The sequence below is a fragment of the Sulfitobacter guttiformis genome, assembly GCF_003610455.1.
Lineage (GTDB): Bacteria > Pseudomonadota > Alphaproteobacteria > Rhodobacterales > Rhodobacteraceae > Sulfitobacter > Sulfitobacter guttiformis.
In genome coordinates, this window is sequence record NZ_RAQK01000002.1 from 808,121 (window position 1) to 829,571 (window position 21,451).

A 21,451-nucleotide genomic window follows, 5' to 3' on the forward strand; every position below is an offset into this window, starting at 1 on the left:
TATGACTATCGACTTCTGGGGCATTGGTCTGCAAGCGATAAATGTAGTGATCTTGGTTTGGCTCCTGTCACGTGTCTTCTGGCGGCCTGTCGCGGCAGCTATTACAAGCCGTCAAGACGCCGCCAAAGCGATAATTGACACGGCAACGGCAACACAGGCCAAAGCGGAGGCCGCACTTAAAGAAGCCACGGATGCCCGCGCCGGTATAGCAGATGAACGCAATGCAAAACTTGAGGCAGCGAGGGCGGAAGCGCAGGCCGCATCAAAGGAGGTGCTGGCGGATGCACGCACTAAGGCTGATGCCCTTTTGGCGACAGCAAAGACCACCCTCAACCATAACGCGAAAGCCGCAGAGGAGGCCAATGCGGCAAAGGCGTCTTGTCTGTCGCTAAAGATTGCAGCCAAGCTTTTGGAAAGATTAAACAGCTCTTCCGTGCAATCCGATTTCCTGTCGCAACTTGTCAAAGCCATCAAGAAGCTGCCCGCCAAGGATCGGGGAGCTCTTTGCACCACTCCGACGGGCGTCGAAGTTGTCACAGCCCTTGAGCCGGAGACAGATGCAAAGCGCAAGGAAATCGTACAGGCCGTTAACGCAGCCCTCGGTGGTAACGCACAAATACGCATTGTTGTGGATCCCGATCTGATTGCCGGTGTAGAGTTGCGCAGCCCGCATTTCGTGTTGCGCAACAGCTGGCAGGCGGATCTTGTCCAGATTCAGAAGGCGATCACGCCAGAGGCGGCGAAAGATGCCGCCTGATATTTTCGACTGGGTCGCTACGACCAACGATGCGTTACAGCGCGCAACACTCGGACCACGCGCCGAGCATCGCGGCCGCGTCGAGGAGATTGGTGACGGTGTCGCGATGGTCTCGGGCCTGCAAAATGTCCGGCTCGACGAGGTGCTGCGCTTTGAAGGCGGTCAGGTCGGCTTTGCACGTGTGCTAGATCCCGATCTGATCGGGTGTGTGCTGCTGGATGCCGCCAAGGATGTTGAGGCGGGCGACGCGGTTTTCGGCACCGGCGAGGTCATCAACGTCCCCGTAGGCGAGGCACTGCTGGGGCGTGTCCTTGATCCGCTTGGTCGTCCCATTGACGGCAAAGGGTCTGTGGATACGCAGGAATATCTGCCTATCGAGCGCCCAGCGCCTTCGATTATCGAACGTGATTTGGTGACTGAGCCGGTACAAACCGGCATCGTGGTAGTCGATACCCTTTTCGCGCTTGGGCGCGGCCAACGAGAATTGATCGTGGGTGATCATTCGACAGGCAAGACGACCTTGGCCATCGACGCTATGATAGCACAGCGAGACAGTGACATGATCTGCATTTATGTCGCGGTGGGGCAAAAAACCTCCAGTGTGCGTCGGGCCATAGACGCGTTGCAGGCGCAAGGGAACTTCGCGCGTTGCATCGTGATCGTGGCCGGATCATCAGAGGCTCCGGGGCTGCAATGGATCGCCCCCTATGCAGGCATGACCATGGCAGAGTATTTCCGCGACAAGGGCCAGCATGCGCTGATCGTCATCGACGATCTGTCCAAACACGCCGCCACCCACCGCGAAATTGCCCTGCTCACCCGGCAGTCGCCGGGGCGCGAGGCCTATCCCGGCGATGTGTTCTACATCCATGCGCGGCTGCTGGAGCGTGCAGCCAAGTTGTCCAAAGAACGCGGCGGTGGCTCACTCACGGCGCTGCCTATCGCGGAGACTGATTCAGGCAACCTATCAGCCTACATTCCGACCAATCTGATCTCGATCACTGACGGGCAGATCGTGCTGGATGCAGCACTCTTCCACCAAGGCCAGAAGCCTGCGGTAGATGTGGGATTAAGCGTCAGCCGCGTGGGCGGCAAGACGCAGGCGCCTGTCCTGCGCAAAGCGGTGGGTACGCTGCGGCTCGACTATGCGCAATTTTTGGAGCTTGAGGTCTTCACCCGATTTGGCGGTATGCCCGATGGCCGCGTACGCGAACAACTCACACGCGGCGCGCGGATCAGGGAAGCGCTGCGGCAGTCCCAGCATATGCCGTTCCGACTGGCCGACGAGGTGGCACTAATGCTCGCTGTGCAGGAAGGTCTGCTTGATGCTTTGCCACTCACAGCCTTGCCGACATTTCGTGCACAGCTGGCGAAAGCATTGGACACTGACGCCGCCGCGACCCTGCGCGGCCTTACGCAAACCGGAGAGCTTGACGAGGCCATGCGCAAGGAGTTGATAGCGGCCGTCACCCGTCTTGCAAAGTCAATTGCTGGCGACACCAAGGCGTCAGATGGAAGCAACACCGCACCGGACAGCACATGACCGAACGGCTGGCCGATATCAGTGCGCGGATTGACGGCATCCGCCAGTTGGGCACGGTGGTGAATGCCATGAAAGGTATCGCTGCCGCCCGGGCGCATATCGCCCGCACGCAGCTGGCTGCGGTCGATAGCTATGCCGCGACCATTACATCAGCAATGTCACAGGTTCTGGGCCCCAACATTGGCCCGATGGAAGAGCAAGGCAAAAAGGTCGAACGCAAAACCGGCCTGCTCGTATTTTGTGCCGAACAAGGATTTGCAGGTGCGTTCAGTGAACGGGTCCTCGAAAGCGTCTATGCACAAGCCGGCACGGCTTCCCTGTTCCTTGTGGGCACAAGGGGGCTGTCGGTAGCTGTGGCGCGCGGGTTGGCACCGTATTGGTCGGCGCCCCTCCCCTCCCATACTTCAGGCATCCCCAAACTTGCCGATGAGGTAACATCAACCATCTATGGTGCCATAGCGCAGGGCCGCATCGACGCGTTGGATGTTGTTTTCACCGAGCGCACATCGGGGCGTCCGGACATAGTGAGACAGCGGCTGTTTCCGATCGATTTGGCCAATCTTCCGCCTACAAGCGCAGACCGTCCCCTGATGCAGTTGCCCGATGACATTCTGATCGCAGCGCTTAGCCAGGACTACTTTAATGCAGAAGTCTGCAAGGCCGCACTCCATGCTTTTGCCGCCGAAAACGAGGCACGGATGGAAGCAATGACATCTGCAGGCAGCCAGATCACGCGCGAACTGAAAACGTTTCAGGCCATCCTGCGCCGTGTCCGGCAAGAAGCCATTACCGCTGAGATTATCGAATTGAGTACCGGTGCGCAGGTTGCAAGGTAGTCACAAGACACCCCGACTGTCGTGATGACCCATAGTAAGGAATTTATTTGGCTGGCGCAGCGTGCGGCTGATCCAGATCAACGTTTCAAAGCGGCATGGAGATTATGACATTGGAAAAGGGTGCGCGTTTCGCGGTGTCCGGTGGAGAACATATCATGGCTGAGCAACTTAAGCTGATCGCATCAAAATCACACAAAGCTGTTGCATCCGCGCCCAAGACTGGGCCACAGGAAAGATCACAGGCACCAGAGCAGCTCGAGGCGCGTCCAACGCAAGCATACGAGACGTTGGACCGCATGGCACATTCAAGCATTGCCAGGGCCACCTCCGGTCTATCACCGTCTGTACTGGGCGAGGCGTGGATGGATTGGGCTGTCCATCTGGCCACATCCCCCGGCAAGCAGATGCATCTTATGGAACAGGCAACTCGAAACGCACACACCCTCTTGGCAACAAGCCTTGGTGCCAGCACTTCAGGCACTGCGCAGGGTGTCGCTGCTACAGCAAAGCCTGACCGGCGCTTTACCAGTGAAGGCTGGCAAAAATATCCGTTTAACGTCTGGGCGCAGGCACACCAGCAGAACTGGCAATGGTGGCAGGACGTCATGACAGACGTCCATGGCATGTCGCCAGCCCATGAGGACCTGATGGCTTTTGTGGCGGGCACGCTGGTCGATACGACCGCACCGTCGAATTTCGCCATGACGAATCCTGATGTGATTGCTGCGACGATTGCCGAGAAGGGTCAGAATTTGATGCGCGGGGCGCAGAACCTCTCGGAGGACATCAGGCGCAGGGCGGGTGTGACACAGCCGGTGGGACCGCAGCCTTTCGAGGTCGGGCGCACCCTCGCCACCACCCCCGGCAAAGTGGTGTTCCGCAATGACCTTATCGAGTTGATCCAATACACACCTACCACTGCTAAAGTACGGCCAGAGCCGATCCTGATCGTGCCTGCATGGATCATGAAATACTATATCCTCGATCTGTCCGCACAGAATTCACTGGTTCGTTTTCTGGTGGCGCAGGGGTTCACTGTCTTTATGATTTCATGGAAAAATCCTGATGCGTCGGACCGCGATCTGGGCATGGAAGACTACCGCAAGCTTGGTGTAATGGCTGCAACAGACGCAGTGTTAAGCATCACCGGCGCGCCAAAACTGCACACCGTCGGATATTGTCTTGGCGGCACACTGCTCTCCATTGCAGCGGCGGCGATGGGGCGTAACGAGGACACGCGCCTTGCCTCTGTACCACTGCTCGCGGCTCAGGTTGATTTCACCGAGGCCGGTCCGCTGCGCCTGTTCATCAACGACAGCGAAGTGACGATGATCGAGGACATGATGGCCAAGGAAGGATATCTGTCTTCCGACCAGATGGCAGGTGCATTCGCTCTGCTGCGTGCCCGCGATCTGATCTGGGCACCCGCAATCCGTGATTACCTGCTGGGCCAGCGAGGCGAGTCGTTTGATCTGATGGCATGGAACGCGGACCCCACGCGCATGCCCGCACGCATGCATTCGGAATATTTGCGCAAGTTGTTTCTCGACAATGATCTGGCCGAAGGACGCTACCTTGTTGATGGAAAAGCCATTGCCGTCTCGGATATCCGCGCCCCGATCTTTGCGGTTGGGACCGAAGACGATCATGTGGCACCGTGGCAATCAGTCTATAAATTGCATCTGTTTGCCGATACGGATCTGACCTTTGTACTGACCAGCGGCGGGCATAATGCAGGCATCGTCTCGGAGCCCGGTCACCCGCATCGTCACTACCGTATTGCAGACACTGCAGCTGATGCGGCCTTCCGCGATCCGGCAGAATGGATGGCGGATAATGCTGCCGAAGACGGCTCGTGGTGGATCGATTTTGCAAGCTGGCTTGCAGCGCGCTCTGGTTCCGCGGTCAAACCACCGCCCATGGGAGCCGCTTCGGGTAAATATGCTGCCCTGTGCAACGCCCCCGGCACCTATGTGATGCAACGATGACGGCGCTGAAAGGCAAGGTCGTGCTGGTCGTAGGTGTGGCGAATGCTGATTCAATCGCAGCGGGGTGCGCACAAGCGTGCTCGGATGCAGGTGCCGAGGTTGTAGTGACCTATGTGAACGACACGGCGAAACCCTATGTGCAACCAGTCGCCGATACTGTCGGGGCAAAGCTGTTTTTGCCTCTCGATGTCGAGGTCAGTGGTGAAATGGAGGCAGTTTTTGATGCGGTCAGAGACCGCTGGGGGAAGCTCGATACCGTCGTCCACTCCATCGCTTACTGCCCTGCCAGCGATCTGCACGGGCGGGTCACGGATTGCTCGGCCAAGGGCTTTGCACAGGCTATGGATGTCTCGGTCCACTCGCTGATCCGTATGGCGCGGCTGGCTGAGCCCTTGATGACCAATGGCGGCACGATCCTGACAATGACATATTATGGCGGCGAAAAAGTGGTGGATCATTACAATATCATGGGGCCGGTCAAGGCCGCCCTCGAGGGCACCATGCGCGCGCTTGCGGTTGAGTCGGGGCCAAAAAACATCCGCGTCAATGCGATCTCGCCGGGGCCGTTGCAGACCCGCGCAGGCTCGGGCATCGCGCATTTCGATACGCTCATCAACGCGGCCCGCCTGCGCGCCCCTGGTCAATGCCTGATCACGGTGGCGGACGTCGGCAATGTCGCAGTAATGCTCGCCAGTGATGGCGCGCGCAGCATTTCGGGCGACATTGCCTATGTTGATGGGGGTCTGCATGTCCGCGCCTGACACGACACCAGATGTAGAATACATCGAAAACCTGACATACGACGAGATTTCAATTGGCGATTGTGCTGTGTTGACACGCACACTCAAGCAGCGCGACATTGATTTGTTCGCGGTCATGTCGGGTGATGTAAACCCCGCGCACGTCGATGCGGAATATGCTAGAACCGATATGTTCCACGGGATCATTGCCCATGGCATGTGGGGTGGCGCGCTGATCTCAACCGTGCTGGGCACACAACTGCCGGGCCCTGGCACCATTTTTGTGAACCAAAGCATCGACTTTATGGCACCTGTAACCTTGGGCGATACGATCACCGTGCGTGTGGAGGTGACAGAAAAGCAGGCAAAAGGGCGATTGCTGCTGGCCTGCACCTGCCTGAACCAGAACGACAAAACCGTGATTGAAGGCGTGGCACGCGTTATCGCCCCGCGCGAGAAAATCCGCCGCCCCCGCGTTATCCTGCCCGATGTGCTGATGCATGTCCCGGGCGCGCAATATGCCCGCCTGATCGCCGCCACTGACGCGCTGGTACCGGTGCGCACCGCCGTGGTGCATCCCTGTGATCCGCTGTCCTTGACAGGCGCACTTGATGCCGCATTACAAGGAATGATCACCCCTGTTCTGGTAGGACCACAGGCAAAAATCGCTGCCGCTGCGGCGCAGGCAGGACGCAGTCTTGACGGGATCCAGATCATCGACGCCCCCCACAGCCATGCCGCTGCTGCCGCTGCTGTCGCGCTTGCCCGCGCCGGTGAAGTGGATGCCCTCATGAAAGGCTCTCTGCACACTGATGAGCTGATGGAGGCCGTGGTCGATACAGCACTGGGCCTGCGCACAGAACGGCGGATGAGCCATATCTATGTGCTTGACGTGCCGACCTACCCCAAACCGCTGCTGATTACCGATGCGGCCATCAACATTTATCCCGACCTCGCGATCAAGCGCGATATCGTCCAGAACGCCATTAATCTCGCACTTGCCCTTGGCATTGACGTACCCAAAGTTGCGATCCTCTCGGCGGTCGAAACGGTGAACCCCCGCATCACCTCGACACTGGACGCGGCGGCGTTATGCAAAATGGCGGACAGGGGTCAGATCACCGGTGGGCTTCTGGATGGACCGCTGGCCTTCGACAATGCAATTTCTCCCGATGCCGTGGCGGCCAAGGGTATTGTTTCGAACGTCGCAGGCATCGCAGACATCCTTATTGCTCCCGACCTAGAGGCCGCAAACATGATCGCAAAACAGCTGATCTATCTGGCGCAGGCGGATGCGGCCGGGATCGTTCTGGGCGCCAGCGTGCCGATCATCCTCACCAGCCGCGCCGACAGCGCTACGTCGCGGCTCGCGTCCTGCGCACTTGCCCAACTTTTCATAAACTACCGGACATCGCCCCACCCATGACAGATGCAATTCTCGTCCTTAACGCTGGCTCCTCCAGCCTCAAATTCGCACTCTATTCTGATATTATAGTTGGTCACGATGAAGCTGTCATGCAAACGCCCCTCCTGCGCGGCAAAATTGCAAACATCGGGAACGCTGCGATATTTTCGGCTTATGACGCCAAGGGAAATGTCGTGCCGCCCCAAGACCACATGATATGCGAGCCATCGGCGACGCACGACACCCTCATCCCTGCGCTTCTCGAATGGCTGCAAAACCATGGCGGCGGTGCGACCATCAAGGCCGCAGGTCACCGTGTGGTACATGGCGGGCGCGCACATGCCGGCCCCGCGCGGATCACAAATACACTGATGGCAGAACTGGAAGACCTTGTGCCGCTGGCCCCGCTGCACCAGCCCCATAATCTGGCAGCGATCCGTCACGTTGCAGCCTTCACACCCGACCTTCCCCAGATCGCCTGTTTCGACACCAGTTTTCACAGGACCCAAGACAGACTTGCCCAGATCTTCGCCCTGCCCCGCGCCCTGACTGATCAGGGGATTTTGCGCTATGGCTTTCACGGCCTATCGTATGAATACATCGCGGGAAGGCTACCATCATATCTTGGGCAACACGGAGGTGGTCGTGTGATTGTCGCGCACCTTGGCAATGGAGCCAGCATGTGCGCGCTGAAAAACCGGCAAAGTGTGGCTACAAGTATGGGTTTCACTGCGCTCGACGGCCTGATGATGGGGCGGCGCTGTGGGGCGCTTGACCCCGGTGTCGTTTTGCATCTGTTGGAGCAAAAGAGGATGTCACCGGACGAGATCACGCAGCTTTTGTATCGGGAGTCGGGCCTGTTAGGTGTGTCGGGAATTAGCAACGACATGGCCTCCCTGGAGGCCAGCACCGCACCGGAAGCGCGTGAGGCAATCGAGCTGTTTTGCTACCGTGCGGCCTGCGAACTGGCGGCACTTTGCGCGGCCATCGGCGGGCTTGACGCAATCGTCTTCACCGCCGGTATCGGCGAAAAATCGGCCCTCGTCCGCAGTATGATTATTGATCGCCTCGCATGGATGGGCGTAGCCCTTGATCCAACGGCGAACGAGGGCAACCAGACGCGCATAAACTCAGACGCATCAAAAATCGTCGTTCTAGTCATTCCAACGGACGAAGAATCCGTCATTGCCCGCGCCACACGGCAGTTGCTCCATGTAGGGAATGCGACACCTGCACATTAGCGGCGCATAGAATACAGCCTAATCTCCCGACACCTTCTGTGCGCCGTCACTATGCCAAACGGTGGGCGCAGGTCAAAAAACTGCGTTTCGCTGACCTGCATCAATACGACAGCCTGAAACCTGATTTACGCTTAGACCCAATTCGGGTCTGCCGCGATATTGGTCAGCTCGTTAGATGCAGCCACTTCACGAAGGGAAAAAACGATGGCATTTTCGATTAAAGAAATGGGGCAAGATCCCGTTTATGAACGTTTTCTTGGTGCAACGGTCGGGGAGGATAGTCGCGAGACGAACGTTTCTGTTTTGTCGATGCTCGCAAGGCTTGATATAGATCCATGGCTTGAAGCCGCGAAACTGGCCGAAATGTCGGGCGGCGCTGCACGCAAGCGGCTGGATGCTTTGATAGCGCGGTTTACAGACGTGCAAACGCCTGCATCCGGTCGGGGGAAAGTGGTTTCTAATCTGCTCGACCTGCTCCCAAAAACATGAGCAGTGCTGCCGAGCTTTGGGATATGGAAGAGCGCTTTTGGACGCAAGGTGCCGACAGTGCGCGACATATGACATCACCTGATGCCGTATTTGTGTTCCCCTACCCTGCGGGAATACTCACAGGGGATGCCGTCTGGAGAGAAGCCGACGTTGCCCAGCGATGGCGGTCTGTCGTGATGAGCGAGCGGTATTTATCGCGCAAGGATGACATTTCAATTCTGGCCTACCGCGTATCTGCCGAGCGCGGCGACGAGCCAATTTATAAAGCCCTCTGCACCTCGACCTACATTCACGACGACAGCAAATGGCTTCGCCTGCACCACCAGCAGACACCCGTGGCATCGGCAAAATTATGAGCTTCGTTGGGACGCAGAGCGATCTCCAGTCTTACATGTTTTGCCGACCGCGCTGCACTCATTTGCCTGCCCCTAACTTCGATCAGCCCGACAGCCACAAAGCGAGGCTAGCCTAGAATCAATGCTGTTGGCTTTCCTCAACCTGAGCGAAACCTGCCAGCCAAGATCAACGAGTTCGCAACAAGGACGCCCCCATGCCTTTATCAGACACAACTGCCCCCAAGCGTAAAAAGCAGTTCCCGTTTCCTTCGGCATATACAATTCTTTTTGCGCTGATCATCATCGTAGCTGCCCTGACTTGGGTGATTCCGGCAGGTCAGTACGAGCGTGTGGCGTCCCAAGCGCTTGGCAAAGACCTCCCCGTTGCGGGTACCTACGCCACCACCGAGGCCAATCCGCAGGGCTTCTTTGATGTCATCCTCGCGCCAATCGCTGGCTTCTATGATCCGGGCAGCTACAGCGCAAATGCCATCGATGTGGCCCTTTTTGTGCTGATGATCGGTGGCTTTATCGGCGTAGTCACGGCCACAGGTGCCATTGATGCAGGCATCAAACGCGCCATGACAAGGCTCAAAGGACGCGAAAAATGGATGATTCCAATCCTGATGGGCCTTTTTGCGCTGGGGGGCACAACCGAAGGCATGGCGGAGGAGACGCTTGCTTTCTATGTGTTGCTCACCCCCGTGATGATCGCAGCTGGATACGATGCGCTGACGGCAGTGGCGGTGATCCTGCTGGGTGCGGGCGTAGGTGTTCTGGGATCAACCGTAAACGCATTTTCGACCGTCATCGCATCGGATGCTGCGGGCGTAGCCTTCACCGAGGGGCTGATGTTGCGGTTAGTAATCCTTGTAGTCTGCTTCGTGGCAACCACAGCTTACGTCATGTGGTACGCCGCACGGGTAAAGGCCGATCCGTCGAAATCACTGGTGTTTGACCGCAAAGCCGAGAACGAGGCGCATTTCAAAAGCACCACAGACATCGCCACCGATTTTACTGGTCTGCACAAGATCGTCCTGCTGCTGTTCGGCACGACTTTTGCAGTGATGATCTGGGGTGTGTCTCTGGGCGGCTGGTGGATGGCCGAAATGAGCGGGCTGTTCCTGTTTGCGGGCATCGGCATCGGGCTGATCGGGCGTCTGGGCGAAAAGGGTCTGGTCGATGCATTCGTTGGTGGCGCACGCGATCTGCTGGGTGTGGCGCTTATCATCGGCCTTGCACGCGGTATCGTCGTAGTGATGGACGCAGGGCATATGACCGACACCATCCTCTTCTGGGCCGAAGAAAGCATCGCGGGTCTCAACAGTGTCCTCTTCATTATCGTAATGTACTGGATCGAGGTAGCGCTGTCCTTTTTCGTGCCCTCGACCTCCGGCCTTGCCGTCCTGTCCATGCCGATCCTGGCGCCGGTTGGGGATTTTGCCGGGGTCGCGCGCAGCCTGATCGTCACCGCCTTCCAATCGGCGGCCGGTGTCGTCAACCTGATCACCCCCACCTCAGCAGTCGTTATGGGCGGCCTGGCCATCGCCCGCGTCCCTTATGAGCGTTGGCTACGCTTTGTCTGGCCCGTACTTCTGGGCCTCACGATCATCATCATGGTCGCCCTCAGCCTTGGCGTCCTCATGCAAGGAACCCCCACATGACTTTGACTTACGGCGTTCATTCCGAAGCGGGCAAGTTGCGCCGCGTAATGGTTCACAAGCCGGGCGCGGCCATGGCGCGGCTGACCCCTGCAAACTGCGCGGAGTTGCTGTTCGACGATGTGATCTGGGTCAAGCAGGCCCGGATCGAGCATATGACCTTCGTGGATGCGATGCGCAATCGCGGGGTCGAGGTGGTATTTCTGCGGCAAATGCTAACCGAGACATTGGGTGATATGGAAGCACGCCGCTGGCTGCTGGAGGCGCGGATCAACGATAATACTGTAGGGGTCGGTCTAGCAGATGATTTGCTGGCACATCTGATGGAAGTGAAGGCAGATCTGCTCTCTACCATCCTGATCGGGGGCATGAGCCGGGCGGAACTGCCTATTGCGGCAGCTGGTGTGCTGGCCCCCATGCTGGAGCCTGCCGACTTCGTTCTGCCCCCCTTGCCCAACCACATCTTCACCCGTGATACGACCTGCTGGATTTACGGCGGTGTTACACTGAATCCGATGCATTGGCCCGCACGACGGCTGGAGACGCTGAATCTTGCTGCAATCTACCGCTTTCACCCCGATTTCAAGGATGCAGGCTTTCCTGTCTGGTGGGGCGATCCGAAGCAGGACCATGGTCCTGCCACAGTCGAGGGTGGTGATGTCATGCCCATCGGAAATGGCACGGTCCTGATCGGCATGGGAGAGCGGACAACGCCGCAGGCCGTGGGTCAGATCGCGCGCGGGCTGTTTGCGGGCGGTGGTGCAACGCGGGTCATTGCCTGCCAGTTTCCACGCTCGCGCGGTGCTATGCACCTTGATACTGTATTCACCTTCTGCGACCGCGATCTGGTTACTGTCTTTACCGAAGTGACCGATGCCATACGCTGTTACAGCCTGCGCCCGGGTGAGGGTGATGCAGTCATCGTCGAGACAGAGACAAAGCCGTTTCTGGAGGTCGTCGCTAGCGCCTTGGGCCTCAAGAAACTGCGAACCGTACCCACAGGCGGCGACGCCTACGAATCCGCGCGCGAGCAGTGGGACGATGCCAATAATCTGCTGTGCCTCGAGCCCGGTGTCGTCGTGGGCTACGAGCGCAACGTCGATTCCAACACGCTCCTGCGCAAGGCAGGTGTCGAGGTCATCACCATCCCCGGATCGGAACTCGGACGCGGGCGCGGCGGATCACACTGTATGACCTGCCCACTCATCCGCGACGAAATTTAAGGAATATCCCATGCCACAGAACCTACGCGGACGCAGCTTTCTCACCTTGCTGGACTTTTCACCTGACGAAATCCGCCATCTGCTACGATTGGCAGGATCGTTGAAGATGGCCAAGACCGGTGGATACGAGCAACAGCACCTGGAAGGCAAGAACATCGCGCTGATCTTCGAGAAGGATAGCACCCGTACCCGCAGCGGATTTGAAGTAGCCGCTTACGACCAAGGCGCGCATGTCACTTATCTCGGCCCCTCGGGCAGCCACATCGGCCACAAGGAAACGATGAAAGACACCGCCCGTGTGCTGGGCCGGTTCTATGACGGCATCGAATATCGCGGCTTTGGCCAACGGGATGCAGAGGTGCTGGCAGAGTTCTCCGGTGTGCCAGTTTTCAATGGTCTGACGGATGATTTTCACCCGACACAGATCCTCGCAGATCTGCTGACGATGAGGGAATTTACGCACAAACACCTCTCCGATATCGCCTTTTGCTTCATGGGTGACGCTGGCAACAACATGGGCGCATCCCTGATGATCGGTGGCGCCTTGATTGGGATGGATGTGCGCCTGTGCGGCCCAAAATCTTGCTGGCCAGATGCAGATCTCGTCACACAGTGCCGCACCATAGCCGAGACGTCGGGCGCGCGTATCACTCTGACCGAAAAGCACGCGGAAGGGTTAGAAGGCGCAGACTTCGTTTACACGGATGTCTGGGTCTCAATGGGTGAGCCGGATAGTGTGTGGGAGGAGCGAATAGAACTACTGTCGCCCTACCAGGTCACATCGGAAATCATGGAGAAGACAGGCAATCACTATGCCAAATTCATGCACTGCCTGCCCGCCTTCCACAATCGCGACACCGAAGTGGGCGAAGCCACGTTCCAAAAATTTGGCATTGATTGCATGGAGGTGACGGAGGAAGTCTTCGAATCCGCCGCCTCTGTGGTCTTCGATCAGGCGGAAAACCGGATGCACACAATCAAGGCGGTTCTTGTCGCCACGATGGGGTCTTAAGATGCGTATCGTCGTAGCCCTTGGCGGTAATGCCCTACTGCGGCGGGACGAGCCAATGACACCCAGCGCCCAGCGGACAAATGTCCGAATTGCCGCTGTCGCATTGGCCGATCTTGCCCTTGAGCACCAGATCATCGTGGCGCACGGCAATGGCCCGCAGGTGGGACTGTTGGCGCTGCACGGGGCCGCCTATGATCCGGCCAAACCCTGGCCACTTGATGTCTTGGGGGCAGAGACCGAAGGCATGATCGGGTATTTGATAGAGCAAGAGTTGATGAATGCGCTGCCCGACGGGTCGCTCTGTGCCACATTGCTGAGCCGCGTTGAGGTCGACCCTGATGATCCGGCCTTCAGCGCACCCAGCAAACCCATCGGACCGGCTTATTCAGCAGATGAAGCAAAACTTGTGGCCGCCGACCATGGCTGGGAGATGGCAAAGGAGGCCAGCGGTGATTTGCGCCGTGTTGTGCCCTCTCCGCTTCCCCAAAGGATTGTGGGTCTTGAGGCGATCAAGACACTGCTGGACGCGCAGCATATTGTAATCTGTGCAGGCGGCGGCGGCATTCCAGTTCTGCGCAATAATAGTGGCGATATGGAAGGCGTGGAGGCCGTGATCGACAAGGATCGCACCTCCGCGCTGCTGGCGTCTGATCTGGGTGCGGATGCGCTCCTGCTGCTTACCGATGTGGCGGCCGTTTTCAAAGATTTCGGTGGTCCGGATGAAGCTGCAATCCACCATATAACCCCTGAAGCGTTGGAAGCGCTTGACCTAGCTGCGGGTTCCATGGGTCCCAAAGGTGCAGCAGCGGCGGCTTTCGTACGCAGCAGCGGGAAGTTTGCGGGCATCGGCCAACTCAGCGATGCACGGGCGATCCTTGAGGGGCGCGCCGGAACTCGCATCGCGCCAAACCCCGAACCCATTAAAAAATGAAGTTCACACCATTCAGAACAATACTTAAAGACGGGCAGTCCATCCTGTTGAGGGAGGTTACACCCGCAGACCGGCATCTACTGGAGATCGGTTATGCACAGCTCTCCAGCCGGTCGCGGTATTTTCGCTTTCTCGCGGCGCGGCATGATCTGACGCCCTCCGAGTTGGATAAGTTCACGGCCCGTAACGGCGATGATCACGTCGCGATTGGCGCTCTTACCCAAGGCACGTTTATCCCACGACCTATTGGCATTGCGCGCTATGTCCGCTTTCCGGATCAACCCCATATGGCTGAAATAGCGATCACAATTTTGGATGCAGTGCAAAGGCAGGGGCTGGGCAGCCTTCTTCTCAAAGCACTCTCGACACACGCGGCGTGCTGTGGAATTTCGGAATTCTACGCGTTGGTCCACCGGGACAATGTGGGAATGCTGGGTCTGTTGGAGCGTTTCGGCGGCAGTGTTAGCACGCCTGACGAAGAGGAAATCGAAATAAGTTTGCCAGTCTCAAACCGCAGCCTTCAACTCACACAATCCGCAGGGGACGCAACAGCTTCGGCCGAAACCCGCCACGACTTGAAATCCCGCCTGAAAACCTCTGGTTTCGTCGGCGCAGACCAATCCATATCAGTCTGGCTTGATGACGGCGGTGCGATAGTCTGATCAGTTCACTTGAATTCGGTGAACCATTACCCGTTCAGGGTAATCCAAGAGATACGCGGGGCGGTCTGCCATTATCCCCTGCGCGCCCCGTGTATTTTCTGTTTGAAACTTTCAAGAAAGGATCAGCCGATGACACCCGAAGCCGACAAGCCAACAGCCATTGCCGACAAGATGAAAACTGTCAAAACCGCGTGGGACAAAGCGCCCTCCGGCCCGAAAAAGCACGAGGCGCTCAAGCACTATCAAGCAGCCGAGCGTGCGCATACGGCAAAGAATGATGCGGATACGCACAAGGCACTTGATGCTGTGACAAACGCGCTCGCCTGACACGGCAATATGCCGATGTTCGGTCACGACCAGCACGGCACAATTTGAGTTAGAATAATGGAGAATATCATGAACAATGACCATAAACTGAAAGAAGCGGTCCTCGCCGAACTCGACTGGGAACCAAGTGTGACCGCAGATCATATAGGGGTGACGGCGGAAGGCGGGGTGATAACGCTCACTGGTCATGTGAACAGCTATTGGCAAAAGTCGGCGGCAGAGCGGGCTGTCGGGCGGGTGCAAGGCGTCCGCGCCATCGCCGAAGAAATCGAAGTCAGCCTGTCCGGCAGCGTCCTCCACACCGACGAGGATATTGCGAAGGCAGCACTGCACCGGCTTGCGTGGGATGCCTCAATCCCCAAAGATGTGGTCAAGATCAAGGTCGAAAAAGGCTTTGTTACGCTGACGGGGGAAGTGCCGTGGCACTACCAACATGATGAGGCCGCCCGCACATTGCGCACGCTTGAGGGCGTGACCGGCGTTACCAACCAGATCAAGGTCAAACACCAGCCCGACACGGGCAGGATCGAGAGCGAGATCAACAAGGCCTTGCACCGCTCGATGTGGGCGTATGATCACGTCGAAGTCTCGGCCAATGAGGGTAAGGTTCATCTCACGGGCAAGGTAGAATCCTGGCAGGACCGCCGTATGGCATGGGCTACCGCTTGGCGCGCGTCTGGCACCACTTCGGTCAAGAACGACATCCGCGTGAAATGATGACAGATAACCCCCGCCCGCATCATTCCTTGCGGACGGGGGATATGCCCGAAATCGCAACAACCCGACAATCCTCAGGCAAGCAGTGGTCCGATCTGATCCAGATAAGCCGCATCAAACTGGGCAAACTCAACCAAACGGTCATAATCGTCAAAGCGGACTATGCCATCGCGGAACGTCAGCAGCCCTTTTTCGCGCAGTTGTCGCAGAACACGGTTTACATGCACCGCGCTGAGGCCGATCGCATCGGCCACGAAATACTGCGTCAGCGGACAGGCAAAGCCGGCTTTATCCCCCATACCCACCAACGAGAGGCGCGCACCAAGTTCAAGCAGGAAATGCGCCACACGCACCGCCGCGTCGCGACGGCCGATGCCCACCAGATGTTCGACTACCATCGCCTCGTCACGCGATGCGGCCCAAAAAATCGCGAGGGCAAGGCGCGGGGTCTGCGCGAAGGCTTCCAGCAGGTCGGATTTGAGAACCTCCGTTACCTCGATATCGGTGACAGGCTCCACGCTGTGATCCGACATGTGTAACAGAACGCTCCGCAGTGCCAGAAAATCACCCGGAATTTGAAAATCTATGATCTGGCGCTGCCCGTCTGCAAGGATTTTGTAGGAACACGCCCAACCCGACATGAGGATGTAGGCCGTCTGATCCGATTGCCCCTGATGGACCAGATCGCGCCCCGCAACAAAAGTGCGCCGCCGCTTGCGCAAGCTCTCTAGGACGGAAATCTCCTCCGCCGATAAGGCGACAAAAGCACTGAGTTTGCGAACCAGAGGCATATTTTCGATGAGAGCATTCCTTGAGTTGACGAATATCAGATATTTAGCAGGGTAATCACGGGGTCACCTGATGTCGATCAGTCCAAAAGGAATGCTTTGCTGCAAGGGTTGATGGACCACAGCGTAAATCCATATGTCCTGAAAGGTCTGATTGAATGGCTAATAAAGAAGTTGACCATAACACACATTCGGGGATTGCAGCGCTCTCCATTTGCGAAAGCCTCCTACTGGCGCTGAACGATGCAAATATTCTGCCAGAGCGCGAAATTATGGGCATCCTCGAGGATGCTGCAAGCGCGCATGAAAACGAAGGTGGCTCCTACACCGAGATCGAAAGCCACAAGGCGGTTGCTGCCCTGATCAAAAGTATCATTTCCAGCGGAAATTCAGTCCGCAGGAAGTGATCCTTCGACTGGCCCCGTACCACACAATACAACCAATCTGTCCCACTCAGGCACAATGCACTTGCAACATGTAAGGAAGACAAATGGCCAAAGGCAAAAATAGCGAGCGCGGCAACAAGGAAACTAAAAAGCCGAAACAGGAAAAGCCCAAAGCCCCGGCTACGGCGAACTCACTGGCGGGTAAGATCCCTCTGTCAATTGCTGGCAAAAAGGCGAAGTAGGGCCGAACGCCTTTCTGGCTGATCGTCAGTCCTGACGACCGAACAATCGCTGGTATATATTTGCGTCACATTTCGGGGTCTCCGCGGCTTTCTTGCACAGATCGCGCATAGATCAGACCTCCCCTGACACCAGATGGCTTCAGCCTACTGGCACGGTACGATGTATGCCGAGAACTGCGAAGCCGTTTAGAATTGCAGCCCGGATCTGGATCTCCGTAACGTGGCGGTTGAAATCCAACGCCGATAGGTACTGACAGAGCAGTTTCAGACAATACGTCCAGTGACCGGCAGGGTTATGCATAGCATGTTCCCCAAAGGTTTCGTATCGACACGGCTACGGCGGTGGTATCCAGTCAGGCTCCCCACAGGGCACGGCTCAGATACTTCGAGGACCGCACCGCTTCGTTGCGAGCACATGCTCCTGCCGTGTCAGGCTTCCAGAGCTCGGCGTTCTTGCGGTGCGGGATAATGGCATGTTCGTTTCAGGCTGCAATCGCGTCATGGCATTTGCGCGTGTCGTCAGCGCCGTGCAAACATGTGCTGTCGGCCAAGGGATCGATAACGATCTTCGTTGCTTGAGCGAAAAGTTGTAATCAGCCTAGTTCCGGCTCGCGTACTTCGTCGGCGTCCAGCTGCTCATAGCGGCATTCTACCTTACTGGATTTACACTGTGAAACCTACAAGTCGCGATTTGTGCAATAAAGCCATTTGGTGCGCGGACATAGTGTTTACCGATGCGATGTTCGCCCGAATGAATTAGCTAAGTCTACCATGCAAGCTCGGTGAACAAGTTGTCCTCTACACGAGAGGTTGGCTTAAAAGCATCTTCGGAAATCGGTGCAAACTCTCGCAACTTGTTTGCGATGGATAATCCGGACCAGAAACGCTGATCAGATCCCAATCTAATTTTGCCTGTCGGGGGGTGCAGCATGCCTGTCGCCGTGCAATCCCAAAGCATAGAAAGCTCCTGATTGAAGCGGTTGGTCAGCTCTAGAATGTTAATTCGGTTGCGCCCAGAATTTACGCCGACAAAATATCCTTTTCCTACATAAGCTATTTTTGCAGCATCCGGTCCCATCACTGCAGCCATCGCTTGTGCAGAGTGCCGGAGCCCCTCAAGGAATATTGACGGTTCTTTCGGATTAAAAATGTCGTGCAATGCGTCGATATGTAAATTGATGAGCGACATCGCGTAACACCCCGGCCGAAATCGCAAAAAATAGTTCTCCAGATCTCGAATGTCATAGACGCCTTCTACGTCTAGATTTGGGATGTCATCAAACCGCATCTTCCTTAGCTTGTTCAGCTCTTGTTGGGTATCGTTTGCAGTTGCAATGCTTTGGTTGAGCATGCCTGCACTGATAACTCGTGCTCTTAATTCGATTGCATTAAGCGGCTTTGGAAGGAAGTCCGTGGCGCCAGCGTCGAAGGCACGCTGCATAAGACCTGGTTCACGGTTGGAGGTAATCATCAGGATCGGGGTAGAGCTATACTTTTTCATCCGCCGTAAAACTTGACAGAACTCAATCCCGTTGGTGCCGGGCAACATGATGTCCAGCAGAATACAGTCATACGTTAGCTGCGCCTCGTTCAAGGACGCAAGCGCACTCTCTGCCGAAGCGTGGCATTCCAGCGCATAGTTGAGATCTCCACTTAGGTAGTGACTAATAGTGTCAAGAATTATTGGATCATCATCAATCGCAAGTATCCGCATGTATAACTCACTTTCACTGTGTGTCGCTGCGCTGACACGCGATTCTAAAAGTATCTACCTATGCGGGCAATTTTGTGAAGCAATCATGGAGAATATGAGGCATTTTAACATGTAGCTCATATTATCGGCTGAATGTCCTTGCCCAGTGAGCCAGGACGCCCTCTGAAGCCCAGTGGAGTGGCTAGCACATCCTCGTTGTCGAGATCATCGTAGAACCGCGACAGCGTACCAGACATATATTGAAAGAGTTTGTTCGCCGTATCGGCTGACTTCCCTTCGCGTTTGATGCGAGAATAGCACCATTTCTTGTGTATCCGTGCCTCAGCCGAACCAGCAGAGGCTCATTCGATATTCTTACCCACCACCGAAATCAAATTTTTCACTACACGCATTCGGGTCAAGCGCCACAAGCGCACTTGTTCCCTGTTCTTGAAACGGTTGTCCGGCGCAGCGAACTCCTCCACATGCTTGACCACAGCGGAAAGCCGCAATTTCGGAGCCTCAACCGCCCACCGGGACAGCCGATGCTACAAATCGCTCTCAGCGGTGGCACGCACCATCACCGGCACACGCTGGAATGGCTATCGCTTCTTTGGCCTACGCGAGCGGAAACGGAGTGAAGCATGAAGGACGTTCCCACAAAACTCGCCCGTCGCCTACGCTGCGCAATCTATACACGCAAATCCAGCGAGGAAGGCCTCGAGCAAGAGTTCAACAGCCTTCATGCGCAGCGGGAATCCTGCGAGGCGTATATCACCAGTCAAAAATCTGAAGGCTGGGCACTGGTGCGCGATCAATACGACGATGGCGGCATCTCAGGTGGCACTTTAGAGCGCCCTGCCCTGCAACAACTTCTGGCCGATATCGAGGACGGCTTGATCGACGTCGTTGTCGTTTACAAGATCGACCGCCTGTCGCGCGCACTGATGGACTTTTCCAAGCTGGTCGAGGTCTTTGACCGAAACGGCGTTACCTTTGTCTCTGTCACGCAGTCGTTCAACACAACCACGTCAATGGGGCGGTTGACGCTGAACATCCTTCTGTCGTTTGCCCAGTTCGAACGGGAGGTCACAGCCGAACGCATCCGCGACAAGGTGAAAGCGTCCCGCATGAAGGGGATGTGGATGGGCGGTAACATACCCCTCGGTTATGACGTGCGCGACCGTAAACTGGTCATCAACACCGAGGAAGCCGCCAAGGTTGGTGAAATCTTCACACGCTTTGTTGAAGTTGGTTCGGCAACCGTTCTGGCGCGGGAACTACGCGGCGAAGGGACCCTCAACAAAAAGGGCAAGTTGATTGACAAGGGGTATCTCTATCGCCTGCTGAACAACCGCGTCTATCGCGGCGAAGCTGTGCACAAGGGCACGGCCTATCCTGGTGAACACAAGGCCATCATCGACACGCGGCTCTGGGAGCAGGTGCATGACATCATGACTGAGAGCCCTCGCAAGCGGGCCAACAACAGCCGCTCGCAAACACCTGCTCTGCTGAAAGGGCTTTTCTTCACGGCGACCGGCGCGGCGATGACGCCGTCAAGCACGAAAAAGGGCACGCGCCGGTATCGGTATTACGTGTCGATGGATCTTCTGAAGAACCGCGAGACGCCCGACGATGGCATCCCCCGACGCCTGCCAGCGGATATAGCCGAGGGTGCTGTCATTACCGAGATCCGCCGCGTTCTGCGCACACCAGAAACCACGGCACAGGTCATTGCCAAATTGGACAGGGATGACATTCCGGAGGCAGATGCCATTGCAGCCTTGCAGCAGTTTCCGCAGCTTTGGGACCAGCTGTTTCCGGCAGAGCAAGCCCGTATCATTCAGCTACTAGTCCGGCGCGTCACAGTAACCGCTGAAGGGCTCATTATCGACCTGCGCACCGATGGCATCGCAGGTGTCATGCGTGAAATGATGGCCCCGCGCACACTCGAGGCCGCGGAATAATGCCCGCGCCCGATACGATCCAGATCTTCGTGCCGCTCAAGGTGCGTAAGAAAAACGGGCGGCCCAAGATCCTGCCGCCCGCCGATTACCTGCCCAGCGAGGATCAAACCCAAGACCCGCATATCCTGCGTGCCATCGGCCGCGCGTGGGCCTGGCGGCGGCGCATGGAGGCTGGCGAGTTCGGAACCGTCCGCGATCTCGCAATCGCCGTGAAGCTCGCAGAGCGCCATGTCAGCCGCCAATTGCGGTTGGCATACTTGGCGCCGGATGTGCTGAAGCGGCTGGTGTTCGGTCGAGAGGTCACGGCCATCACCGTCATGCATCTGACTGAGAGCGCTGCTTTGCCTTGGGGGGAGCAGGCGAAGGTGGTCTTTGATGAGGCCGAAAAGGGTGGCGTCTGAAGAACACTAACGGCCCCAGAGCGGACATTGATTATGAGTAGGTTTGCTACATTGCAGCTTTCCGTAAGCTGACATTGCCAACACCCAGCTACTTTCTTTAATGATTG

The 21,451-nt window shown here is 57.0% G+C and carries 22 protein-coding genes and 2 pseudogenes; 21 read left to right on the plus strand and 3 right to left on the minus strand.

Annotation, left to right across the window (positions count from 1 at the left end):
* Position 1 precedes the first annotated feature (1 nt).
* The 16 genes from C8N30_RS16535 to C8N30_RS16610 all read left to right on the plus strand — a co-directional run bounded on the left by C8N30_RS16535 (position 2) and on the right by C8N30_RS16610 (position 15,867).
* Complete coding sequence (locus C8N30_RS16535) at positions 2-757, plus strand: F0F1 ATP synthase subunit B family protein (RefSeq protein ID WP_025061684.1); 756 nt, start codon at positions 2-4, stop codon at positions 755-757.
* Complete coding sequence (locus C8N30_RS16540) at positions 747-2,300, plus strand: F0F1 ATP synthase subunit alpha (RefSeq protein ID WP_025061683.1); 1,554 nt, start codon at positions 747-749, stop codon at positions 2,298-2,300. Before C8N30_RS16535 ends, C8N30_RS16540 begins: the two co-directional genes overlap by 11 nt.
* The gene (locus C8N30_RS16545; RefSeq protein WP_025061682.1) at positions 2,297-3,136 is read left to right on the plus strand and encodes a F0F1 ATP synthase subunit gamma; all 840 of its coding nucleotides are present in this window, start codon (positions 2,297-2,299) and stop codon (positions 3,134-3,136) included. Before C8N30_RS16540 ends, C8N30_RS16545 begins: the two co-directional genes overlap by 4 nt.
* A 296-nt stretch (positions 3,137-3,432) precedes the next feature.
* A complete protein-coding gene (locus C8N30_RS16550; RefSeq protein WP_037968245.1) occupies positions 3,433-5,124 on the plus strand; it encodes a PHA/PHB synthase family protein in 1,692 nt (563 codons plus the stop codon).
* Positions 5,121-5,885 (plus strand): enoyl-ACP reductase FabI, encoded by a 765-nt coding sequence (fabI, locus tag C8N30_RS16555; RefSeq protein WP_025061680.1) that lies wholly within the window; start codon positions 5,121-5,123, stop codon positions 5,883-5,885. The genes C8N30_RS16550 and fabI overlap by 4 nt, the downstream gene beginning before the upstream one ends.
* Positions 5,872-7,290 (plus strand): bifunctional enoyl-CoA hydratase/phosphate acetyltransferase, encoded by a 1,419-nt coding sequence (locus C8N30_RS16560; protein ID WP_025061679.1) that lies wholly within the window; start codon positions 5,872-5,874, stop codon positions 7,288-7,290. The genes fabI and C8N30_RS16560 overlap by 14 nt, the downstream gene beginning before the upstream one ends.
* Positions 7,287-8,510 carry an acetate/propionate family kinase gene (locus C8N30_RS16565; protein ID WP_025061678.1) on the plus strand — a complete coding sequence of 408 codons (1,224 nt, stop codon included), beginning with the start codon at positions 7,287-7,289 and terminating at the stop codon, positions 8,508-8,510. The genes C8N30_RS16560 and C8N30_RS16565 overlap by 4 nt, the downstream gene beginning before the upstream one ends.
* 204 nt (positions 8,511-8,714) lie before the next feature.
* Positions 8,715-8,999 (plus strand): hypothetical protein, encoded by a 285-nt coding sequence (locus C8N30_RS16570; RefSeq protein ID WP_025061677.1) that lies wholly within the window; start codon positions 8,715-8,717, stop codon positions 8,997-8,999.
* Entirely contained in the window at positions 8,996-9,355 is a 360-nt protein-coding gene (locus tag C8N30_RS16575; RefSeq protein ID WP_025061676.1) for a hypothetical protein, read from the plus strand. The genes C8N30_RS16570 and C8N30_RS16575 overlap by 4 nt, the downstream gene beginning before the upstream one ends.
* Positions 9,356-9,549: 194 nt before the next feature.
* Positions 9,550-10,998: a YfcC family protein gene (locus C8N30_RS16580; RefSeq protein ID WP_025061675.1), complete on the plus strand. Its 1,449-nt coding sequence runs from the start codon at positions 9,550-9,552 to the stop codon at positions 10,996-10,998.
* The gene (locus C8N30_RS16585) at positions 10,995-12,218 is read left to right on the plus strand and encodes an arginine deiminase (RefSeq protein ID WP_025061674.1); all 1,224 of its coding nucleotides are present in this window, start codon (positions 10,995-10,997) and stop codon (positions 12,216-12,218) included. Before C8N30_RS16580 ends, C8N30_RS16585 begins: the two co-directional genes overlap by 4 nt.
* 10 nt (positions 12,219-12,228) lie before the next feature.
* Positions 12,229-13,230, plus strand: coding sequence for an ornithine carbamoyltransferase (argF, locus tag C8N30_RS16590; protein ID WP_025061673.1), 1,002 nt, complete (start codon positions 12,229-12,231; stop codon positions 13,228-13,230).
* A 1-nt stretch (position 13,231) separates the two neighbouring features.
* Positions 13,232-14,161: a carbamate kinase gene (gene arcC, locus C8N30_RS16595; protein WP_025061672.1), complete on the plus strand. Its 930-nt coding sequence runs from the start codon at positions 13,232-13,234 to the stop codon at positions 14,159-14,161.
* Positions 14,158-14,823 (plus strand): GNAT family N-acetyltransferase, encoded by a 666-nt coding sequence (locus tag C8N30_RS16600; RefSeq protein WP_025061671.1) that lies wholly within the window; start codon positions 14,158-14,160, stop codon positions 14,821-14,823. Before arcC ends, C8N30_RS16600 begins: the two co-directional genes overlap by 4 nt.
* 129 nt (positions 14,824-14,952) lie before the next feature.
* A complete protein-coding gene (locus tag C8N30_RS16605) occupies positions 14,953-15,150 on the plus strand; it encodes a hypothetical protein (protein ID WP_025061670.1) in 198 nt (65 codons plus the stop codon).
* Positions 15,151-15,219: 69 nt separating this feature from the next.
* Complete coding sequence (locus tag C8N30_RS16610) at positions 15,220-15,867, plus strand: BON domain-containing protein (RefSeq protein WP_025061669.1); 648 nt, start codon at positions 15,220-15,222, stop codon at positions 15,865-15,867.
* A 74-nt stretch (positions 15,868-15,941) separates the two neighbouring features.
* Here the strand turns inward: C8N30_RS16610 and C8N30_RS16615 are convergent, their stop codons facing one another.
* On the minus strand, positions 15,942-16,658 hold the full coding sequence (locus C8N30_RS16615) for a Crp/Fnr family transcriptional regulator (RefSeq protein WP_025061668.1): 717 nt from the start codon (positions 16,656-16,658) through the stop codon (positions 15,942-15,944).
* A 155-nt stretch (positions 16,659-16,813) separates the two neighbouring features.
* Between C8N30_RS16615 and C8N30_RS16620 the strand changes: the two genes are divergently transcribed.
* Positions 16,814-17,062, plus strand: coding sequence for a hypothetical protein (locus C8N30_RS16620; protein ID WP_025061667.1), 249 nt, complete (start codon positions 16,814-16,816; stop codon positions 17,060-17,062).
* 83 nt (positions 17,063-17,145) lie between these two features.
* Positions 17,146-17,283 (plus strand): hypothetical protein, encoded by a 138-nt coding sequence (locus tag C8N30_RS19440; protein WP_170151186.1) that lies wholly within the window; start codon positions 17,146-17,148, stop codon positions 17,281-17,283.
* 139 nt (positions 17,284-17,422) lie between these two features.
* Here C8N30_RS19440 and C8N30_RS16625 read toward each other — a convergent pair.
* Both C8N30_RS16625 and C8N30_RS16630 read right to left on the minus strand, forming a co-directional pair.
* Positions 17,423-17,825 (minus strand): annotated as a pseudogene (locus C8N30_RS16625) (IS5/IS1182 family transposase); the annotation flags it as partial.
* A gap of 224 nt (positions 17,826-18,049) precedes the next feature.
* Positions 18,050-18,997, minus strand: coding sequence for a response regulator (locus C8N30_RS16630; protein WP_025061666.1), 948 nt, complete (start codon positions 18,995-18,997; stop codon positions 18,050-18,052).
* Between the two features lie 522 nt (positions 18,998-19,519).
* On the opposite strand from C8N30_RS16630, the pseudogene C8N30_RS16635 reads away from it, so the two are divergent.
* The 3 genes and pseudogenes from C8N30_RS16635 to C8N30_RS16645 form a co-directional block, all read left to right on the plus strand.
* Positions 19,520-19,624 (plus strand): annotated as a pseudogene (locus C8N30_RS16635) (DUF2924 domain-containing protein); the annotation flags it as partial.
* Positions 19,621-20,943: a recombinase family protein gene (locus C8N30_RS16640; protein WP_025061665.1), complete on the plus strand. Its 1,323-nt coding sequence runs from the start codon at positions 19,621-19,623 to the stop codon at positions 20,941-20,943. The pseudogene C8N30_RS16635 and the gene C8N30_RS16640, both read left to right, overlap by 4 nt.
* Positions 20,943-21,344 (plus strand): hypothetical protein, encoded by a 402-nt coding sequence (locus C8N30_RS16645; protein ID WP_025061664.1) that lies wholly within the window; start codon positions 20,943-20,945, stop codon positions 21,342-21,344. The genes C8N30_RS16640 and C8N30_RS16645 overlap by 1 nt, the downstream gene beginning before the upstream one ends.
* The last annotated feature ends 107 nt before the right edge of the window (positions 21,345-21,451 follow it).

Coding starts and splice junctions, on each gene's coding strand:
- C8N30_RS16580 (WP_025061675.1), top strand. CDS start 9,550: ATGCCTTTATCAGACACAACTGCCCCCAAGCGTAAAAAGCAGTTCCCG.
- fabI (WP_025061680.1), top strand. CDS start 5,121: ATGACGGCGCTGAAAGGCAAGGTCGTGCTGGTCGTAGGTGTGGCGAAT.
- C8N30_RS16565 (WP_025061678.1), top strand. CDS start 7,287: ATGACAGATGCAATTCTCGTCCTTAACGCTGGCTCCTCCAGCCTCAAA.
- C8N30_RS16540 (WP_025061683.1), top strand. CDS start 747: ATGCCGCCTGATATTTTCGACTGGGTCGCTACGACCAACGATGCGTTA.
- C8N30_RS16645 (WP_025061664.1), top strand. CDS start 20,943: ATGCCCGCGCCCGATACGATCCAGATCTTCGTGCCGCTCAAGGTGCGT.
- C8N30_RS16570 (WP_025061677.1), top strand. CDS start 8,715: ATGGCATTTTCGATTAAAGAAATGGGGCAAGATCCCGTTTATGAACGT.
- C8N30_RS16610 (WP_025061669.1), top strand. CDS start 15,220: ATGAACAATGACCATAAACTGAAAGAAGCGGTCCTCGCCGAACTCGAC.
- C8N30_RS16630 (WP_025061666.1), bottom strand. CDS start 18,997: ATGCGGATACTTGCGATTGATGATGATCCAATAATTCTTGACACTATT.
- C8N30_RS16545 (WP_025061682.1), top strand. CDS start 2,297: ATGACCGAACGGCTGGCCGATATCAGTGCGCGGATTGACGGCATCCGC.
- argF (WP_025061673.1), top strand. CDS start 12,229: ATGCCACAGAACCTACGCGGACGCAGCTTTCTCACCTTGCTGGACTTT.
- C8N30_RS16615 (WP_025061668.1), bottom strand. CDS start 16,658: ATGCCTCTGGTTCGCAAACTCAGTGCTTTTGTCGCCTTATCGGCGGAG.
- C8N30_RS16575 (WP_025061676.1), top strand. CDS start 8,996: ATGAGCAGTGCTGCCGAGCTTTGGGATATGGAAGAGCGCTTTTGGACG.
- C8N30_RS16535 (WP_025061684.1), top strand. CDS start 2: ATGACTATCGACTTCTGGGGCATTGGTCTGCAAGCGATAAATGTAGTG.
- C8N30_RS19440 (WP_170151186.1), top strand. CDS start 17,146: ATGGCCAAAGGCAAAAATAGCGAGCGCGGCAACAAGGAAACTAAAAAG.
- C8N30_RS16585 (WP_025061674.1), top strand. CDS start 10,995: ATGACTTTGACTTACGGCGTTCATTCCGAAGCGGGCAAGTTGCGCCGC.
- C8N30_RS16600 (WP_025061671.1), top strand. CDS start 14,158: ATGAAGTTCACACCATTCAGAACAATACTTAAAGACGGGCAGTCCATC.
- C8N30_RS16620 (WP_025061667.1), top strand. CDS start 16,814: ATGGCTAATAAAGAAGTTGACCATAACACACATTCGGGGATTGCAGCG.
- C8N30_RS16640 (WP_025061665.1), top strand. CDS start 19,621: ATGAAGGACGTTCCCACAAAACTCGCCCGTCGCCTACGCTGCGCAATC.
- C8N30_RS16605 (WP_025061670.1), top strand. CDS start 14,953: ATGACACCCGAAGCCGACAAGCCAACAGCCATTGCCGACAAGATGAAA.
- arcC (WP_025061672.1), top strand. CDS start 13,232: ATGCGTATCGTCGTAGCCCTTGGCGGTAATGCCCTACTGCGGCGGGAC.
- C8N30_RS16550 (WP_037968245.1), top strand. CDS start 3,433: ATGGCACATTCAAGCATTGCCAGGGCCACCTCCGGTCTATCACCGTCT.
- C8N30_RS16560 (WP_025061679.1), top strand. CDS start 5,872: ATGTCCGCGCCTGACACGACACCAGATGTAGAATACATCGAAAACCTG.